Source organism: Jeongeupia chitinilytica (assembly GCF_014652315.1).
GTDB classification, from domain to species: Bacteria; Pseudomonadota; Gammaproteobacteria; order Burkholderiales; family Chitinibacteraceae; genus Jeongeupia; species Jeongeupia chitinilytica.
The window spans coordinates 237,902-255,071 of sequence record NZ_BMYO01000004.1 but is presented as its reverse complement, the minus strand read 5'-3'; the positions used below and the strand labels follow the sequence as shown (position 1 = coordinate 255,071).

General features: G+C 62.3%; 19 protein-coding genes. 12 read left to right on the top strand and 7 right to left on the bottom strand.

All coding sequences use genetic code 11. The annotated features are described in order from the left end of the window. Positions 1–61 precede the first annotated feature (61 nt). Positions 62–433 carry a DUF1294 domain-containing protein gene (locus IE097_RS09100; RefSeq protein ID WP_229797506.1) on the top strand — a complete coding sequence of 124 codons (372 nt, stop codon included), beginning with the start codon at positions 62–64 and terminating at the stop codon, positions 431–433. On the opposite strand, the gene aceK is transcribed toward IE097_RS09100, so the two are convergent. Further along, on the bottom strand, positions 418–2,247 hold the full coding sequence (gene aceK, locus IE097_RS09095) for a bifunctional isocitrate dehydrogenase kinase/phosphatase (RefSeq protein WP_189459967.1): 1,830 nt from the start codon (positions 2,245–2,247) through the stop codon (positions 418–420). The two genes, IE097_RS09100 and aceK, sit on opposite strands and share 16 nt — an antisense overlap. Positions 2,248–2,446: 199 nt before the next feature. Further along, positions 2,447–2,656, bottom strand: a complete 210-nt coding sequence (locus tag IE097_RS09090; RefSeq protein ID WP_070530016.1) for a hypothetical protein — start codon at positions 2,654–2,656, stop codon at positions 2,447–2,449. 156 nt (positions 2,657–2,812) lie between these two features. On the opposite strand from IE097_RS09090, the gene IE097_RS09085 reads away from it, so the two are divergent. Both IE097_RS09085 and IE097_RS09080 read left to right on the top strand, forming a co-directional pair. Then, positions 2,813–4,081, top strand: a complete 1,269-nt coding sequence (locus IE097_RS09085; protein ID WP_189459966.1) for a TIGR03862 family flavoprotein — start codon at positions 2,813–2,815, stop codon at positions 4,079–4,081. Continuing rightward, positions 4,078–4,797, top strand: coding sequence for an SDR family NAD(P)-dependent oxidoreductase (locus IE097_RS09080; protein WP_189459964.1), 720 nt, complete (start codon positions 4,078–4,080; stop codon positions 4,795–4,797). The genes IE097_RS09085 and IE097_RS09080 overlap by 4 nt, the downstream gene beginning before the upstream one ends. Positions 4,798–4,899: 102 nt before the next feature. On the opposite strand, the gene IE097_RS09075 is transcribed toward IE097_RS09080, so the two are convergent. The 4 genes from IE097_RS09075 to IE097_RS09060 form a co-directional block, all read right to left on the bottom strand. After that, positions 4,900–5,247 (bottom strand): hypothetical protein, encoded by a 348-nt coding sequence (locus tag IE097_RS09075; RefSeq protein WP_189459962.1) that lies wholly within the window; start codon positions 5,245–5,247, stop codon positions 4,900–4,902. A gap of 88 nt (positions 5,248–5,335) precedes the next feature. Next, positions 5,336–5,692 (bottom strand): hypothetical protein, encoded by a 357-nt coding sequence (locus tag IE097_RS09070; RefSeq protein ID WP_189459960.1) that lies wholly within the window; start codon positions 5,690–5,692, stop codon positions 5,336–5,338. A gap of 778 nt (positions 5,693–6,470) precedes the next feature. Continuing rightward, positions 6,471–6,809, bottom strand: a complete 339-nt coding sequence (locus tag IE097_RS09065; RefSeq protein WP_189459959.1) for a hypothetical protein — start codon at positions 6,807–6,809, stop codon at positions 6,471–6,473. 106 nt (positions 6,810–6,915) lie between these two features. Then, entirely contained in the window at positions 6,916–7,113 is a 198-nt protein-coding gene (locus tag IE097_RS09060; protein ID WP_189459957.1) for a SlyX family protein, read from the bottom strand. A 118-nt stretch (positions 7,114–7,231) separates the two neighbouring features. Between IE097_RS09060 and IE097_RS09055 the strand changes: the two genes are divergently transcribed. Beyond that, the gene (locus tag IE097_RS09055) at positions 7,232–8,482 is read left to right on the top strand and encodes an Hsp70 family protein (protein ID WP_189459955.1); all 1,251 of its coding nucleotides are present in this window, start codon (positions 7,232–7,234) and stop codon (positions 8,480–8,482) included. 416 nt (positions 8,483–8,898) lie between these two features. Continuing rightward, complete coding sequence (locus tag IE097_RS09050; RefSeq protein ID WP_189459954.1) at positions 8,899–10,098, top strand: sugar efflux transporter; 1,200 nt, start codon at positions 8,899–8,901, stop codon at positions 10,096–10,098. On the opposite strand, the gene IE097_RS09045 is transcribed toward IE097_RS09050, so the two are convergent. Continuing rightward, positions 10,087–10,989: a helix-turn-helix transcriptional regulator gene (locus tag IE097_RS09045; RefSeq protein ID WP_189459953.1), complete on the bottom strand. Its 903-nt coding sequence runs from the start codon at positions 10,987–10,989 to the stop codon at positions 10,087–10,089. The two genes, IE097_RS09050 and IE097_RS09045, sit on opposite strands and share 12 nt — an antisense overlap. Before the next feature lie 358 nt (positions 10,990–11,347). Here IE097_RS09045 and IE097_RS09040 point away from each other — a divergent pair, with 358 nt between their 5' ends. The 7 genes from IE097_RS09040 (at position 11,348) to IE097_RS09010 (ending at position 17,159) form a co-directional block, all read left to right on the top strand. Then, the gene (locus tag IE097_RS09040; RefSeq protein WP_189459952.1) at positions 11,348–11,947 is read left to right on the top strand and encodes a histidine phosphatase family protein; all 600 of its coding nucleotides are present in this window, start codon (positions 11,348–11,350) and stop codon (positions 11,945–11,947) included. After that, the gene (locus IE097_RS09035; RefSeq protein WP_189459951.1) at positions 11,944–12,807 is read left to right on the top strand and encodes a class I SAM-dependent methyltransferase; all 864 of its coding nucleotides are present in this window, start codon (positions 11,944–11,946) and stop codon (positions 12,805–12,807) included. The genes IE097_RS09040 and IE097_RS09035 overlap by 4 nt, the downstream gene beginning before the upstream one ends. Positions 12,808–13,015: 208 nt before the next feature. Next, complete coding sequence (locus tag IE097_RS09030) at positions 13,016–14,101, top strand: extracellular catalytic domain type 2 short-chain-length polyhydroxyalkanoate depolymerase (RefSeq protein ID WP_189459950.1); 1,086 nt, start codon at positions 13,016–13,018, stop codon at positions 14,099–14,101. A gap of 17 nt (positions 14,102–14,118) precedes the next feature. Then, a complete protein-coding gene (locus IE097_RS09025) occupies positions 14,119–14,634 on the top strand; it encodes a hypothetical protein (protein WP_189459949.1) in 516 nt (171 codons plus the stop codon). 299 nt (positions 14,635–14,933) lie between these two features. Next, complete coding sequence (locus tag IE097_RS09020; protein ID WP_229797505.1) at positions 14,934–15,449, top strand: SRPBCC family protein; 516 nt, start codon at positions 14,934–14,936, stop codon at positions 15,447–15,449. A gap of 31 nt (positions 15,450–15,480) precedes the next feature. Beyond that, entirely contained in the window at positions 15,481–16,338 is an 858-nt protein-coding gene (locus IE097_RS09015; RefSeq protein ID WP_189459947.1) for an SDR family oxidoreductase, read from the top strand. 62 nt (positions 16,339–16,400) lie between these two features. Continuing rightward, positions 16,401–17,159 carry an AfsA-related hotdog domain-containing protein gene (locus tag IE097_RS09010; protein ID WP_189459946.1) on the top strand — a complete coding sequence of 253 codons (759 nt, stop codon included), beginning with the start codon at positions 16,401–16,403 and terminating at the stop codon, positions 17,157–17,159. Positions 17,160–17,170 lie beyond the last annotated feature (11 nt).

Here is a 17,170-nt window from a genome sequence, read left to right as displayed (position 1 = left end):
CAGGCTTGGCGCTGCTGGCTGCGGCGCAGATTAACGCCGGCGGCGTGACCACGAACGGAGAATGAACATGCAGGGCAAGCGGGGACCGATCGATGTGCTGGTGATGGTGATGCTGGGCGTGCTGGCATGCGTGCTGGCGCGCAGCCCGTGGCCGCCGGCCGCGCTGGTGCTCGTCGCGAGCATCGTCAGCTTCGTCTGCTACGGGTACGACAAATCGCAGGCCCGGCAGGGCGGGCGCCGCGTGCCCGAAGCGACGCTGCATGTGCTCGCGCTGATCGGCGGCTGGCCCGGTGCGTGGTTCGGTCAGCGTGCCTTCCGCCACAAGACGGTCAAGACCCGTTTCCGGCTGGTGTTCGCGCTGGCGGCACTGACCCATCTGGCGCTGCTCGGTTGGTGGTCGCTGCCGGACGCGGCGATTCAGTCCTTGCGGTAGCGTCGCGAGAACCGCAGCGTCTGCGGGTAGGGGAAGAAGTCCTCGAGGATCCCGGCCTGGATGCGCGCCTTGGTCTGCTGCCAGAACGCCGGCTGCAGCAGGTCGGCGTGGTGCTTCATGAACGCGTCGCGCACCGGTTTCTGGTTCAAGAGGAAGGTCCCGAACTCCTCCGGATAGACCTCGCCCTTGTGGCCGGTATACCACGCTTCGCCGCTCATCTCGAACTCCGGCGTCGGCGGCGGCGGGATCCGGCGGAAGTCGCAGTCGGTCATGTACTCGATTTCGTCGTAGTCATAGAACACGACCCGGCCCATGCGGGTGACGCCGAAATTCTTGAACAGCATGTCGCCGGGGAAGATGTTGGCGATCGCCAGCTCGCGCAGCGCATTGCCGTAATCGCGGACCTTGGCTTCGAGTTCGTCGCCACCGTGGGTGTCGAGCCAGACGTTCAGCGGCGTCATCCGGCACTCGATGTAGAGGTGACGGATGACGATGGTGTCGCCGTCCTCCTCGATCATCGACGGCGCCAGTGCGCGCAGTTCGTCGATCAGTGCCGGATCGAAGCGGTTGCGCGGCAGCGCGACGTCGGAGAACTCGAGCGAATCGGCCATCCGCCCGACCCGGTCGTGGCGTTTCACCATCAGGTATTTGGCGCGGACGATTTCGCGGTTCACTTCCTTGGGCGGCGGAATCACGTCCTTGATCAGCTTGAACACGAAGGGGAAGGACGGCAGCGTGAACACGATCATCACCATGCCGCGGATGCCCGGCGCGATCTCGAAACGGTCGCCGGTGTGCCGCAGGTGGTGAAAGAGCTCGCGGTAGAACATCGTCTTGCCCTGCTTGCCCAGCCCGACCATCGTGTACAGCTCGGCGCGGCTCTTGTCCGGGATCAGCTCGTGCAGGAAGGCGACGTAGGCCGACGGGACTTCCATGTCGACGAGAAAATAGGCACGCGACAGCGAGAACAGCGAACGGATCTGGTCGTGGGCGAACAGCGCGGCGTCGACGAACAGCCGGCCGTCGTGGGTGCGGCACAGCGGCAGCGCAAACGGCGTTTCGGTATCGCCGTGGACGAAGCGGCCGATGATGTAGGCGGCCTTGTTGCGGAAGAACGGCGACGCGAGCACCTGGATTTGCGCGTTGTAACCGAGCACCGGCCAACGACCGAGGTGGCGGTACAGCGCGCGGGCAATGCGGCGGATGTCGCGGTCGAGGTCGACGAAGGGCAGTTGCCAGCCGAAGTCGTTCAGGATGGTCGCCAGCGTTGCGAACAGGTCGGCGCGCTTCGGATAGTAGGTCCGGTAGGTCGGCGTGTCGGTGGTTTCGATGTATTCGGTCGACACCGCCGGGCGGTAGAAGATGAAATCGTTGTGGAAGTACGTCCGGTGCAGGATGCGGCAGCTGACCGAGTTGAAAAAGGTTTCGGCCAGTTCGGGCTGCTTGTGATTGACCAGGAGGCCGATGAAGTACGACTTCACGCTGGCCCAGACGTCGTCCGGCAGCCGCTCGGCGCCGAACTCGCGCTTCAGCTGTTCGGACGTCTCGAGCACGCGGCTGTCGTAGAACGCGATCCGGTCGCGCACGGCATCGCGCAGCGCACGGGCGTCACCGGATTCGAAACAGGACTGCGCCGAGCGGCTGGCCGTACGGAAGCGCCGGTAGTGCGCGTCGAAACCGGCGAGGATGGCGCGGGCCAGCTCGGCGATCTGGCGGAAATCCGGGGCCGGACCGAAGTCGTCCGGCGCAGCCGGGTCGTCCGGGCGGGGCGGCACGTCGACGGCTTGCAGGTGGGCGGCATTGCTGGCGGACATGGCGGCACACTCGTGAGGGAGCACACTTCACTTTACCGCCAGCGGCGCTGCGTTGCGGCACTTTGTGGCGGTGCAGCAGCCACGTCCCGACGATAGCGCCACGCTCGCCATGGCGTGATCAGGGCCAACCCGGTGGCGTGCGTTTCCGCCGGACGTGAAAAAGCCGGGACGAGCCCGGCTTTCTGGCGACTGGCAGCGCTTACTCGACGATGGCGATCAGGCTGCTCAGGTTTTCTTCGGTCTTCACGCCCTTGGGCCAGCACACGCTGGCACGGTCGCCGCTGATCTTCAGCACGCGGCCGTCGATGCGTTCGACGCCGGCCAAGTCGGCCATCCGGTTGACGCGACCGTTGACGACGATGTCGCTGTTCTTGCCGGCAAAGAAGGCGAAGAGGCTGGATACGATCATGATGGCTGCTCCTTGTTTATGTAGTGATACTACGTAATTTACGCTCGTTATTTGGAAATTTCAAATCAAATTGAAGTGTGAATATGTGCATGGCATGCCCGGGCGTGCCGGAATGGCCTGCTTGACGCGGCGGGTAGAATGGAAGGACTGGATGGAATGATCGAAGCAAGGGAGGGTGCGATGGCGTCTGCAGCGAATGTCGCCGTGATCGGCGGTGGCCCGGCCGGGCTGATGGCCGCCGAACAGCTGGCGGCCGCCGGCCACAGCGTGGCGGTGTACGACGCGATGCCGTCGTTCGGCCGCAAGTTTCTGCTCGCCGGCATCGGCGGCATGAACATCACCCACTCGGAACCGTTGCCGGTGCTGCTCGACCGCTACGGCGAGCGCCGCGATACGCTGGCACCGCTGATCCACGCCTTCGGCCCCGATGCGTTGCGCGCATGGATTGCCGGGCTGGGCATCGACACCTTTGTCGGTTCGAGCGGCAAGGTGTTTCCGACCGAAATGAAGGCTGCACCGCTGCTGCGCGCCTGGCTGGCAAGGCTGCGCGCCGCCGGTGTGGTCTTCCATACCCGCCATCGCTGGACCGGCTGGAACGACGCCGGCGCTCTGGCTTTCGATACGCCGCATGGCGCGGTCACCGTCGACGCCGATGCGACGGTGCTGGCGCTCGGCGGCGGCAGCTGGGCACGGCTCGGCTCGGACGGCGCATGGGTGCCGTGGCTGCAGGGTGTCGGCGCCGACATTGCGCCGCTGGCGCCGGCCAACTGCGGCTTCGATGCCGGCTGGAGCACCGTGCTGGCAGAGAAGTTCGCCGGTGCGCCGATCAAGAGCGTGGCCCTGACCTTCACCGATGCGGGTGGCAAAACCGAAACGCGCCGCGGCGAGTTCGTGCTGACGCAGACCGGGATCGAGGGCAACCTCGTCTATGCGTTTGCGGCGCGCATCCGCGATGCGATCGCCGCACAGGGCGAGGCGACCGTCCACCTCGACCTGCTGCCCGACTTCACGCTGGCCAAGGTCGAAGCCGAGGTCGCCCACCCGCGCGGCTCGCGCTCGATGGCCAGCCATCTGCAAAGCCGGCTGAACCTGAAGGGCGCCAAGGCATCCTTGTTGCGCGAATGCACGGGCAAGGACGATTTCGCCGATCCGGCCCGGCTGGCGGCCAGGATCAAGGCGCTGCCGGTGCGGCTGCTGGCGGCCAGGCCGCTCGACGAGGCGATCAGCAGCGCCGGCGGCGTGCGTTTCGAAGCACTCGACAACGGGCTGATGCTGAGGGCGAAACCGGGCGTGTTCTGCGCCGGCGAAATGCTCGACTGGGAAGCGCCGACCGGTGGCTACCTGCTGACCGCATGCTTTGCCACCGGCTGCACGGCCGGGCTCGGTGCTGCCGACTGGCTGGCTGCGCAGGGGGAAAAAGCATGAACCGGCTGGCACTGATCACCGGCGGCTCGCATGGCCTTGGCGCCGCGCTGGTGGCGCATTACCTGGCCGAAGACTGGACCGTGCGCGAGTTCTCCCGCTCCGGCTTGGGTGATCCGCACGTGTGCGCGGACTTTGCCGATCCGGACGCCACACTGGCGACGCTCGACGCCCGCTTCGCCGAACTTGCCCGTCAGTCGTGGGGCGAAATCGTGCTGATCAACAACGCGGCAACCCTGACCCCGCTTGCGCCGCTGGCACAACAGGCGGACGCGCAGATCGCCACCAGCCTCAACGTCAACGTGATGACCGCGGCGCGCGTGATCGCATCGTTCCTGCGGCACTTCCAGCAGGTGGCGGCGGTGAAGACCGTCGCGCAGATTTCGTCCGGCGCCGCACTGCGCGGCTACGGCAGCTGGTCGCTGTACTGCGCCGGCAAGGCCGCGATCGATCACCTGATCCGCGCCGTCGCGGTCGAGCAGACCGGCGCCGAGCTCCCGGTCACCTGCATCAGTATCGACCCGGACGTGATGGACACGCGCATGCAGGCCGGAATTCGGGCCACCAGCGCAGCCGACTTCCCCGACGTTGGCCGCTTCATCGCCCGCAAGGCGGACGGCAAGTTGCGCACGCCGGCGTCGGTGGCGGCCTATGTCGCCGGTGTGATCGCCGGCGGACCGGAAGGTGGCAGGCGCTACGACATCGAGGACGAAGGCTGAGCTTCTGGGGCATCGACCCGTGGTCCGGATCTTAGTTCTGGCCAGCTAAGCTATCAATTTGCGGATTGCAATCCGGGAGAACGTCGCTGGTCTGGCGTGTGGTTACAGGAACATCAGCATGTATCCAAACCAGACCAGTCCGATGACGATCCATTGAATCGCGGCTAGACGTTTCAGCGCGTGCGGGCCTGCTTTCCTGCTCCGCTCGAGCTGGATGACCAGCAGCGCAAGCGTGACGAACCCCGCTACAGGTGCGACAGCCATCGCCCAGTAAACGCCGGCGTACCCCATGTCGAAGAGCGATGGTGCCGAAAACGCAACGACCAGCCAGAACGCGCCGGCACCAGCCAACGCACTCAGCACCAGAATCCGTATGGCTGCCGACAGCGTTGGAGGGGATTTTTCCGCAATCGGCGGGCTGGATTTTTCCGGTAGCGGATTTGAATTCATTGGTCTTGTCTGATGTTTGAGCGGGGCGCTAGACGTCCAATATGCCCGGTCTGTTTGATTGCCAATACCTGTGATGAGTGTGTTTGTCTCATTCCATCTGGCGCAGTAGCCCGGCTTTCTGGCGGGTATACAGATGCATCGATATAAAAAAAGCACTGCCGATCGGAGGAAGCAGGAAGCCAAACACGTGCGATATCGTGGAAAAATCGCGGATCGAGTTACCCAATAATAGGCCGAGGGCGGCGTAGCCAACGACTCCTGCTGCGCATACCAGAATTACAACGGGCATGCGCGTGAATCGCTTGTACAGGCACAGGTGCGCGGTTGCCGCTGCACCAGCTGGCAATACGCCCAAGGGGTAGGCAAAGAACAGAAAACCAAGGTACATAGACAAAAGGTCGACAGGTCCGTTAGGTGGTGGTTCGCTCACCAGCAGGAAAACCATGGTGATTGCGGCACCGATGGCTGGGCCGGCAACTAGGTAAGAAAGAAAAATTCTGGTGCGTGGTGATGTCCGCATATCAGTGCGTTATCGGTGTCCGAAAATATTGGAACAGGTTCGACCTGCTTTTGCTGCTCTGGTGGATCAGGGGTTGTTGGGCAGAGTCGTCAGATGGGTCTGCTAAAAAGCGAGGAGCAGGTGTTGGCTATTTTGTCGTGTGTTTTGTTCTTGCCATGAGAAAAGTAGATAGTAGTAGTGTGTAAATAAGAAACCAGACAAACAGGCCAAGAAAAAAACCAAGTGGCGTAGGCCAACCGAAAAAACCACCTTTGATGGGTATGCCTGCCCAAGAAAAAATTGCTGACGGATACGCCGTGACGAAGTACGACAGAATCAAGGGAAGGGAAAGCATGTCCGGCAAGGGACTGAGTGAAAGGGCTAGTCCAATTGCCGGAAGCAAGCCATGAAATAAGGCGGGGACAAGTGCCAGTTTGCCGCGCGCTGTATTTGGATGTTCCGGCATCTAAGGAAGTGCATCATGTTTTCAATTGCATTTTCTTGGGGCTCTGGTGGGGCAAGCGGTGCTCTGGCAAAGAGGTCAACACATAGGATGTTGCCAATTTCCACGAACTGCAGAAGCTTTTTTCTTGCTGTCGTTGTACCGACTTTTTTTTGAATTTTGTGGCAGATTCAGTCGACAACGCAATGCTTGGCCAGGTGAAGTTGCATTTCGGCCAAAGTAGCGCCGAATCCGGCCCGAACGGGGACTTGGGAAGGGGAGTCAGTGCTGCGGCACCCGCCAGCCCGGATCCGGTTGCGCATCGAGGCCGCGGTCGATCAGGCCGGTCCAGCCGAGGTAAAGGGTGTAGATGTCGGCGCGGTTGGCGATCTTGCCGTGCAGTACCACGCCGTGACCTTCGGCCCAGGCGAGGGCGTCGAGTTCGTCGTCGCCTTCGAACAGCACGACATAGCGGTCGCCGTGGAAATCGATCAGGGGCCGGTCCGGGCCGAACAGGTCGCTGCGCAACTGCCGGAGCGTCTGCAGCATGCCTTCGCCGCGCAGGTCGTTGCCGTTGAGGCTGGACGAGCCGATCAGCGTGACGATGTGGTAGCGGGACATGGCGGTTTCCTGCGCGCAAAAGCCCAGTCTAAGCGGACGTTTGCCGCTGCCTTTGTCGCCGGTCAAACCGGTGTGCCGGGGGCGCGGTACCGTGGACGGACGGCGCTCAGTAATGCGGCGGAATGTCGTCGAGCAGGCTGCGCGGTGCGGCCGGGCCGCTGCGCTGCTGTTCCTGAACCTGCCGCAAGGCCTGGGCCAGCAGTTCCAGGTCCTGCTGCTGGCGGGCGACGACGCGGTTGAGTTCGTCGAGCAGGTCGTCCTGCAGCGCCAGGCGGATCTCGAGTTCGGTGATGCGGTCTTCCATGGGTTTCTTCCGTATAGTCGGTCGCAAGCATAGCGCGTTCGTCCCCACCCATCCGGCCTGTTTGACGCTGTGAACTGACCGGCGTAATGTCGCGGGCCTTTTTTTGCGAGCCACTCCCATGAAATACGCCTGTGGCATCGACTTCGGTACGTCCAATTCCACCGCGGCCATTCATACCGCCGCAGGGGCCCGGCTGCTGCCGCTCGAAGACGGCAAGGTGACGCTGCCGTCGGCCGTGTTCTTCAATCTCGAGGACGACACGCTGGCCTTCGGCCGTGCGGCGCTGGCCGAGTACCTCGAGGGCTACGACGGCCGGCTGATGCGGGCCATGAAGAGCCTGCTCGGTTCGAGCCTGATCGACGCCGGCACCGAGGTCGGCGGCCGCACGCTGGCGTTCCGCGACCTGATCGGCGGTTTCATCGGCGAGGTGAAAAACCGCGCGCAGCGCGAGGCCGGCCACGATTTCGACGCGGTGGTGCTCGGCCGGCCGGTGCGCTTCGTCGACGACAACGACGCCGCCGACGCCCAGGCCGAGACAACGCTGGCGCAGATCGCCCGCGATCTCGGCTTCAAGGACGTGAGCTTCCAGTTCGAGCCGATCGCCGCCGCGCACGACTACGAGCAGCGCATCGGGCGCGAAGAGCTGGTGCTGGTCGTCGACATCGGCGGCGGTACGTCGGACTTCTCGCTGATCCGGCTTTCGCCCGAACGGCGCGGCAAGGACGACCGCAGCGACGATCTGCTCGGCAGCGGCGGCGTGCACATCGGCGGTACCGATTTCGACAAGCGCCTGTCGCTGGCGACGGTGATGCCCGAGCTTGGCCTCGGCAGCCTGCTCAAGCGCGGCGCGGCGTTTCCGAGCAGCGTGTTCTTCCATCTGGCGACGTGGCACACGATCAACTTCGCCTACACGCGCAAGATGCGCCAGACGCTGCACGCGCTGGGCCCGGACGTGACCGATCTGCCGCGCTACGACCGGCTGTTCCACGTGATCAACCAGCAGTCGGCACACCATCTGGCGATGCGGGTCGAGGACACCAAGATCGCGCTGTCCGCCGACGAGTCGGTGCCATTGCACCTGGCCGAGGTCGACGAATCGCTGGTGCGCGAGGTATCGCGGCAGACCTTCGCCGATGCGATCGCCGACGAGATCGACCGCGTCGGCCAGTCGGCGATGCAGACGCTGAACCAGGCCGGCGTGGCCGTCGGCGAGGTCGATACGCTGTTCTTCACCGGTGGCGCGTCGGCGGTACCGGCGCTGCGTGCGGCGATGGCCGCGCTGTTCCCGGCGGCGCGGACCGTCGAGGGCGATGCCTACGGCAGCGTCGGCGCCGGTCTGGCGGTGGTGGCGAAGCAGCGCTACGGCTGAGCGCTCCGCTTGGGCCGTTTCGGCGGCGCTTGCGCAGCCGGCGGTGACGCCGCAGCACGCGCCAGCGCGTCGCGCTGCGGCTGTTCGTCAAGCGCAGCGGTAGGCTCTAGGGCGCGGATCGGGGCCGGGGATATGGGCTGGCGCGTCAGTTCGCAAAAGCGCGCTGGGCGATCGGGCAAGAAGCTTGCTGCGCCGTAAAGGATTTGTGCTGGCGCGTGAGTACCGACCGTACGCGGTCTGCGCGGAACCGGGGGCAATCCGGCTTACGGACTGCCGAACCAGGCATAGACCACACGCCGCAAGTGCTTTTGCAAGCAAGGAAAGTGCAGTATTCAGTCCAATAAAAATACACTTACCGTTATTACCAAGGACCGGTACGCGCCGTAAGATCGCCTCCCTGCATAAGGGAGTTGCACATGAAATCAATCCGTACCCTGTTTCTTGCGGCCATCTTTTTCATGGGGGTGGGCTCGGCCATTTTCAGTCCGTTGCAAAGTTATTTTTTCATTCGCGAACTCGGCGCCAGCCCCGCGCTCGTCGGAAGCTATTTAGGGATGACGGGGTTTGCCGCGATTCTTATCTCGCATTGCATCGCGGTGTACTCCGACCGTGGTGTTTCAAGGCGGTGGTTGATCGTTTTCTCCGCGCTTTGCGGTGTTGCGGCCTTTGCCGGCTTTATCCTGATCAGGGATTTCTACATGCTGGCCGTGATCGGCCTGACGCTGATGTCGTGCGTTGCCATCGGGGCGCCGCAACTGTTCGCGCTGGCCAGCGAGACATTCAAAGAGGGCCATGAGGCTTTTATGGGGCTGATGCGTGCCATGGTTTCCGTAGCCTGGGTGGTCGGCCCCCCGATGGCTTTCAGCTTGGTGGGGCTGTTTGGTTTTCCAGTCACATTCGGCATTCTGGTGGCCACCTCCGCAACCGTTGCGCTTATCGCACTGAATCTGCCTGACCCGGTCTGTCATGGCGAATCATCGTCAAAGCTGGAAGGGAATGCCAAGCCAGATCGCAGCGGATCGAGGTTTAAATTATTGTGTGCCGTTGCAGGCATGGGGCTTTTGTATTCGGCCATCAACAATTACACCATCTTGATGCCTCTTTATATCGTGCAGACCGTCAGGCTCGGGGAGTGGACGCCTGGTGTTCTGTTCGGATTGACGGCTGCGTTTGAAATCCCCCTGATGCTGATGGCTGGTCGCATCAGCAAGCGGGTCAGCCATCAAGGCCAATTGGTGCTGGCTGCCTTCTTGGGAGGACTGTATTACACGCTGTTTATGATGCTTGAGTCGGTGTATGCGTTGCTGCCCATTCAAGCAATTGGCGCGGCCAGTGTGGCACTGAGTGCAACGGCAGGGCTGCAATTTTTCCAGCATCTAATGCGTGAGCGGCTGGGCTACGCTTCTACGCTGTATACCAATGCAATTGTCGGCGGCATGGCGCTGGGGGCATTTGCAGGCGGCATGGTCGCCAGTGTTTGGGGATATCGACTCGCGCTTGCAGCAAACGTCATGCTCTGCGTAGCAGCACTAGGCTGTTTCTACCTTGCCGCCGAAAAAAACCGCTTGCCGATTCTAAGCTTGCACAGGCGTGATGGTCTTGGATCAACTCATTGAGTTGAGTTCAGCGTCTTGCTTGCAGTTGTTTTCCAAAGTCAGCGATGCACTTTCCAGCTTTACCTGTAAACGCTGTATTTTTGCACGCCGCTCGCCAATGAAGCATAGGATTTCCAGAAAATCATTTGCTTCGTCCGGCGCGAGGTGTTGCAGTATATTTTCGAGCAACGCGGTGCGATCTTTCCTTCTTTTGTTGACAAGGGCATAAAAGGTTTTCCCCGTTTCCGCCCAGCTGGTTTTAATGCCCAGCGCCGCGTGAGCCCTGGCGTAAAAAACGATGGGGATGCTAATTTCATTCGGTCGGGTGATGTATCTGGCGTAGGTATTGCTTGATATCCCCAGCAGGAACGACATCTCGCTTCTTGATATTTGGTGGTGATGTTGAATGGCCTCGATATTTTTTGCGACGCGATAATAATAGTGATGGATCACGTCTTCGAGTGCCAATTCAAACTCCAGTTCGCGATCGTGCGGCGGCATCTCGCTGCCGAAGCCCGACTTGCCGGATACCAGACTCAGTACTGAATAAAACTCCCGATCGCTTGATTTTGCAACAAAGCTGAAATAGCGCCTGCACTGCAATTCTTCCGTCGGAAAAAAGCGAGCGTACGCGGTGTGTTTGAACAGTAAAGGCAGCGGCGCACCGGTGATGGCGGACCACCTGGCGGCCGAGTGCATTTTGGGAATATCAATGCCGGCCTCGTATTTTCTGTACTGACTGACGGATACGTCGAAGTACGCGGCCATGTCACTCTGGCCTTTTTTGAGGCATTTTCTAAATTCCGACAAGCTTTTCCCTATGGAAAAAGCGATGTCCTTCTCGCATTTGTCGAAATCAATGACGATGGGTCTGTCCGCGCAGCCGACCGATTCAAAGCAAAAATAGTCCACTTCTCAATGCCTTTCAGTAAGTGCTTTGCCATGCCACCTGGCATCCCGGTCCCGGTGTTTGCCGATGTCGACCCGCCAATGAAATCGGCATGAAGAATAGCAGAGTCGTTGCATTGACCTTGGCAGAAAGATCGCGTTTGCCGGTGTTGTGCGGTGAGCCGCGCGCAGGGCCGGGACGGCATGACCGTTCAAGCGGCCAGCCCACGGCGAGGGGGATGGCGATGAATGCTTGGTGACGGCCCCGCTGGTCATGACGATCTCGGAAACGCCGGCGCAGCCGATCCTTGGCAGCAATGCCACGCGGGTAGGCAGGGGCGGCGGGTATAATCGTCGGCTGGATTGCCTGAGAGATTTGCCCATGTCCCGCACGATTTACCTGCTCCGTCACGGCCAGACCGAATTCAACACGGTACGCCGGCTGCAAGGCCGCTGCGACTCGCCGCTGACCGCGCTCGGCCAGGAACAGGCCAGCGCGATGGGCGAGGCACTGCGGGCGGAACTCGGCTCGGCCGACGGCTGGGCGATGCGCGTCAGCCCGTTGCCGCGGGCGCAGGCCAGTGCCGCCCGCGTTGCCGCGGCGCTCGGTTTGCCGGGTACGGCAATGACGACCGACGAGCGCATCATCGAAGCAGGCTTCGGCGACTGGGAGCAGCAATTGCGCGCCGATCTGGTCGCGCAGCATCCGCAGCTCGAAACCGCGCCGGACTGGCACTTCCACTCGCCGAACGGCGAAAAGCTCACCGAGGTGCTCGCACGCATCGACGCCTTCCTGAACGATACGGCGCTGCCGCAAAAACTGATCGTCGTGTCGCACGGCCTGTTCGGCCGGCTGTTGCGCGCCCGCTATCTCGGGCTGGAGGGCGACGCGCTGTTTACCGGCGAAATGCCGCAGGATGCGTTCTACCGGCTGCACGGCGGTGACGTGACGCGGATCGACTGCGCCGGGGTGACGGCATGAAGCCCGCCAAACAGGCGGCCGGTGCCGCCGCGTCGGGTGGCGACAAGTACGACATCCGCCCCGAGCAATCGGTCGAGCTGCTGAAAGAGCTGCATATCCTGACGCGCGACGGCAAGCTCAACCAGGACAGCCGCCGCAAGCTCAAGCAGGTCTACCACCTGTTCAACTTCATCGAGCCGCTGCTGAAAGACGTGCAGGCCGACCACCCGGACGTGTCGCTGGTCGACCACGGCGCCGGCAAATCGTATCTGGGCTTCATCCTTTACGACCTGTTCTTCAAGGCCAACGCGCCGCAGGGCACGATCTACGGGATCGAGACCCGGCAGGAGCTGGTCGAGCGCTCGACCGCGCTGGCGGCGCGCTGCGACTTCCCCGGCATGCGCTTCCTGAACCTGTCGGTGGCCGATTCGATCACGTCGAATGCGCTGCCTGCGCAGATCGACATCGTCACCGCGCTGCACGCGTGCAATACCGCGACCGACGACGCGATCCGCTTCGCGCTGGAGAAAAAGGCCAGACACATCGTGCTGGTGCCGTGTTGTCAGGCCGAAGTCGCCAGCGTGCTGCGCAAGAACAAGCAGCAGGCGCTGAAAAGCCCGCTGGCCGAAATCTGGCGCCATCCGATCCACACGCGTGAGTTCGGCAGCCAGATCACCAACGTGCTGCGCTGCCTGCAGCTCGAAGCGCACGGCTACCACGTGACGGTGACCGAACTCGTCGGCTGGGAACATTCGATGAAGAACGAGCTGATCGTCGCCTGCTACAAGAACCTGCCGCGCAAGAAGCCGGCGGAAAGGCTGAACGCCGTACTGGCCGAGCTGGGGCTCGAGGAAATGCACGAGCGCTTCTACACGGCCTGAACGGCCTTGCCCCGACAAAACCGGCCGCTGGCCGGTTTTTCTTTGTCCGTGACCGGCATGCCGTTCGTCTGTTTCCCGTGCCGGCAACGGGCATGTTGCACCGCAATAATTGATGACGCTGTACTATCTGTACTCTTACGTTGATTGACATATTCCGGTTGCGCACGACGTGCAGCCGTTTTCTTCGAACGTATCAGGAGGATGGGAAGTGTTTGCTACCGATTCCAAGGTCGTCCAGCTCGGCAAGTACAACGTGCAGCAGGGCCAGAGCTCGGTGTCCGGGCTGTCGTCCGGCGCCTTCATGACCGTGCAGCTGCATCTGGCGCATTCGGCCAGCTTCGTCGGTGCCGGCATCATCGCCGGCGGGCCGTTCCGCTGCGCCGAAACCTTTCCCGGCGCCGCACCGGTGGCCGAGGACGCATTCATCCAGAACTCGCTGTACATCTGCCTGAATCCGCTGGTGCCGCAGACGGCGCCGAATGCCGAACACCTGGCAAGACTGGCGCGCCAGACCGCCGCCGCCGGCGAGATCGACCCGGTCGAACACCTTGCCGACGACCGCGTCTACATCTTCACCGGCAGCAAGGACGAAGTGGTGTTCTCGGACACCGTGGCGCGGACCAAGCGTTTTTACGAGCTGCTCGGCATCAAGGCCGAACACATCGATTACGACGATACCGTGCCGGCCGGGCATTCGATCATCACCCGCAACCCCGAGGATTCGCCGCTCGGCACCAACCAGCCGCCCTACATCAACCAGGGTGATTTCATCCAGTCGCACCGCGTCCTCGGCCACATCCACGGCAAGCTCAACCCGCCGTCCGAGCGTCCGAGCGGCCGGCTGGTGCGCTTCGACCAGCGCGAGTTCCTCGACTTCCTCGATGACGACGACAAGAACGCCCGGCGCGACAGCATGAGCGACTACGGCTATGCCTACATCCCGAAGGCGGTCGAGGACGGCGAGCCGGCGCGGGTGCACATCGCGCTGCACGGCTGCAAGCAGGGCTACAACTACGTCGAGTACACCAACGGTCGCCGCGACACGCAGAACGCGCCGCCCTACGGCAACCGGTACGTCACGACGACCGGCTACAACGAGCTGGCCGACAGCAACAACTTCATCATCCTGTATCCGCAGGCCGAAGGAACCGACAACGGCTATACGCAGAATCCGGAAGGCTGCTGGGACTGGTGGGGGTACTCGAGCGCCAATGCGCAGCGCCCCGACTATTACTCGCGCAACGCCATCCAGATCCGCGCCATCCACGACATGCTCAAGCGCCTCGGCGGCTGAGCCACGGAGAAACGACGATGTCCTTTTACGAATCGATCACGGCGGCCGTTCCGCCGGCCTTCCAAAACCCGGTCACCCAGCGTCTGGACAGCCTGGGCCAGCTTTGTTCCCAATCGGTCAGCCGCCAGTGGAACAACGGCCTCACCGCTGCCGCCGCCCTGCCGTCACTGGCTACCCCGGACACGCTGTACGAGGCGTGGGCGCTGCAGCTTGCCGTGTGGCAGCGTCTGCAGAAACAGGGCGAGCAGTGGTGGAACGGACTGGCGGCGATCGGCGCCGAACGCGGCGAGCTGCGCCGTGCCAATACGCTGAGCAAGTTCTTCGAACAGGAATACAACCTGTACGCCCAGTTCGGCGAGCTGGTCAGCGGCCAGTTCACCAACCTGCTCGAACTGATGGACAACATCCAGGTCGACTACGGCTACTGGATCGCGCAGAAGGTGCATGCCGCACACGCCGCCACCGAAGCCCGCCCGCACGACGGCGTGAGCAGCACCCGGACCCGCAAGCCTGCGGTGGAAAACGCGGCGTAACCCGCGTTCCCGCCGCAGGCGGGCCGACCGGTCCATCCGTCCACCCGACAGCGCCGCATTGCGGCGCTGTTTTCGTTTCGGCCTTGCCGCGAGAAGCATGCCGGGCGCGGTGTAAGCAAACCCTGATCGCCGCGGGTATAGCAGGTATACCAATCGTTCATTTTCCAGCCTTGGCTGGCTGGAATATATTTTCATCAACCCGGGACGCACAGGGCAGAGCGAAAAGAAACAGCGCGATGTTTTGAATGCGGCGGGGAAATGGCAGGGCGGTCTCTGGACCGGAAAATCACCTTGCATTCTTGAAGAAAAAAGCAGAGGTCGGAATGTTGAGAAATATCTGTCTTGCAAGTGCATTGACGATGGTTTCGACAATGACATTCGCAGCGGGACTGGATCAACCCAAGATCGTGCTCGAGCAGAAGTTCGATATCAGCGCCGAAAAGGTCTGGGGAAAGCTTGGCACGTTCTGCAGCATTGCGCACTGGCAGTCGCTGGTCCGTGATTGTCTGGTGGAAGAACGGAGCGACGGCATTTATCGGGTAGTGGTGATGAAAAACGATACCGCTTATACCGAACGCCTGGAAACGTTCTCGCAATCGGATCGCAGTTTCAGTTATTCGATCCTGAGCGGTCCTTTGCCGGTCAGTCAATACCGGTCGGAATTGAAGATAGAAGCCCGCGGGGCCGAATCGAAGCTGATTTGGCGGGCGTGGTACACCGTTCCGGAACAAGGCGATGGCCAGAAAATAAAAAGCGACCTCGAGGCGCTGTTCAGGAACGGCATCAACGGCATGTCGGATTTTTTGAAGTCTTAAGCAGTATCCAATCAAATACAAAGGAGAAATCATGATTCTGGTCACTGGTGCAACTGGCAATGTAGGCAGCGAAGTCGTCCGTCGTCTGGCGGAGCAAAACGTGGCGGTGCGGGCGCTGACGCGCAACGCCGACAAGGTCGGCAAGCTCGGCCCGGTCGAATGGGTGCAGGGTGAATTCACCGATGCACAGAGCCTGACCAGCGCACTGCGCGGGGTCGACAAGGTGGTGCTGATCTCGCCGGCGCATGCCGACATGGTCGCCCATCAACTGGCGGTGCTCGACGCGGCCAGGGCGGCGGGCGTGAAGCACATCGTCAAGCTCTCCGGCCTTGGTGCTGGCCCGGAAGCGCCGATCCGTCTGCCGCGCAACCACTTCGAGATCGAGAACCGCATCAAGGCCAGCGGCATCGCCTACACCTTCGTGCGTCCGAACCTGTTCATGCAGGTGCTGATCGGCTCGGCCGGCAGCATTGCCTCCGACGGTGCGATCTACGCCCCGGCCGGCGACGGTGCGATCAGCTTCACCGACGTGCGTGACGTCGCGGCGACCATCGTGACCGCCCTGCTCGAACCGGGTCACGAGAACCAGGCGTACGAAATCACCGGCCCGGCCGCGCTGACCTACACCCAGGCCGCCGAAGTGCTGAGCGGTGCGATCGGCAAGACGGCGAAGTATGTCGCGGTCGACGAGGAAACCGCACGCAATGCGATGACGTCGGGCGGGCTCGACCAGTGGCTGGTCGAAGCCTTCCTCGAGCTGTTCCAGATCTACCGCGCAGGCTACGGCGCTGCGGTACTGAGCGACACCGTCGCCAAGGTGACCGGTCGTCCGGCCCACGATCTGAACAATTTCGCCAACACCTACCGCCCGCAGTTCGTCGCCGCCTAAGCCGCTGCGATCCGGGCCGGCGGGCACGACCCGCCGCCCGGGGCCCTACAGAGAGAACCGCAATGAATCCAAATCAAATTGTCGTGGTCGGTGACAAGTTCGCCCACTTCGCGAACCTGCCCGGTGTCATGACCGTGTCGCAACTGGCGCACAAGCTCGATGGCGCTGCCCAGGACGAGGCGCTGCCGAACTCGGTGGTGATCGGTCAGGGCGTGTCCGAAGGCTGGTACGCTTACCTGAAGCACCGCTTCGATGCCCGCAGTGTCGCCGTCGAATTCCAGGGTGACGAACAGATCACCAGCCGCACGGGTCGCCGCTTCAGCCACAAATGGCAGCGCCGCAACATCCTGATCACCGACCCGCAACAGGTCGGCCTCAACCAGTACCACATGCTGCTGTCGCTCGACGACGACTGCGAAATCATCTCGGACCACACCACCGGCCATCACATCCAGGGCATGGTGCTGACCGAGGCCGCGCGCCAGGCTTTCCTTGCCGTGACCGAATGGTTCCTGCTGCCGCAGAACGAGAAGTACTACTTCGTGATCAACAAGTTCAACGTCGATTACACCAAGTTCACCTTCCCGCTGCAGGTCGGCATCGACTTCAAGATCGACACGCTGGACCAGAGCCGTGCCGACCGGGTTTCCGCCAAGGTCACGATCCGCTTCGTCCAGCACAACGAAACGGTCTGTACCGCCGACGTCGAGTACACGGCGATTCTGGAAAGCCGCCTGAACGCGAAGGAAGAACAGATGGCCAAGACCGCACTGGAACAGGCGCTGAATCTCCAGCAGGTACAGCAGCTGCAAGCGGCCTGATGCCGTCCGCC

Bases quoted from the DNA above. Each gene is read 5' to 3' on its own strand.
- IE097_RS09050 (WP_189459954.1), top strand. From the start codon at position 8,899: ATGAAATCAATCCGTACCCTGTTTCTTGCGGCCATCTTTTTCATGGGG.
- IE097_RS09035 (WP_189459951.1), top strand. From the start codon at position 11,944: ATGAAGCCCGCCAAACAGGCGGCCGGTGCCGCCGCGTCGGGTGGCGAC.
- IE097_RS09070 (WP_189459960.1), bottom strand. From the start codon at position 5,692: ATGGTTTTCCTGCTGGTGAGCGAACCACCACCTAACGGACCTGTCGAC.
- IE097_RS09100 (WP_229797506.1), top strand. From the start codon at position 62: ATGAACATGCAGGGCAAGCGGGGACCGATCGATGTGCTGGTGATGGTG.
- IE097_RS09025 (WP_189459949.1), top strand. From the start codon at position 14,119: ATGTCCTTTTACGAATCGATCACGGCGGCCGTTCCGCCGGCCTTCCAA.
- IE097_RS09080 (WP_189459964.1), top strand. From the start codon at position 4,078: ATGAACCGGCTGGCACTGATCACCGGCGGCTCGCATGGCCTTGGCGCC.
- IE097_RS09060 (WP_189459957.1), bottom strand. From the start codon at position 7,113: ATGGAAGACCGCATCACCGAACTCGAGATCCGCCTGGCGCTGCAGGAC.
- IE097_RS09075 (WP_189459962.1), bottom strand. From the start codon at position 5,247: ATGAATTCAAATCCGCTACCGGAAAAATCCAGCCCGCCGATTGCGGAA.
- IE097_RS09010 (WP_189459946.1), top strand. From the start codon at position 16,401: ATGAATCCAAATCAAATTGTCGTGGTCGGTGACAAGTTCGCCCACTTC.
- IE097_RS09055 (WP_189459955.1), top strand. From the start codon at position 7,232: ATGAAATACGCCTGTGGCATCGACTTCGGTACGTCCAATTCCACCGCG.
- aceK (WP_189459967.1), bottom strand. From the start codon at position 2,247: ATGTCCGCCAGCAATGCCGCCCACCTGCAAGCCGTCGACGTGCCGCCC.
- IE097_RS09065 (WP_189459959.1), bottom strand. From the start codon at position 6,809: ATGTCCCGCTACCACATCGTCACGCTGATCGGCTCGTCCAGCCTCAAC.
- IE097_RS09015 (WP_189459947.1), top strand. From the start codon at position 15,481: ATGATTCTGGTCACTGGTGCAACTGGCAATGTAGGCAGCGAAGTCGTC.
- IE097_RS09085 (WP_189459966.1), top strand. From the start codon at position 2,813: ATGATCGAAGCAAGGGAGGGTGCGATGGCGTCTGCAGCGAATGTCGCC.
- IE097_RS09040 (WP_189459952.1), top strand. From the start codon at position 11,348: ATGTCCCGCACGATTTACCTGCTCCGTCACGGCCAGACCGAATTCAAC.
- IE097_RS09090 (WP_070530016.1), bottom strand. From the start codon at position 2,656: ATGATCGTATCCAGCCTCTTCGCCTTCTTTGCCGGCAAGAACAGCGAC.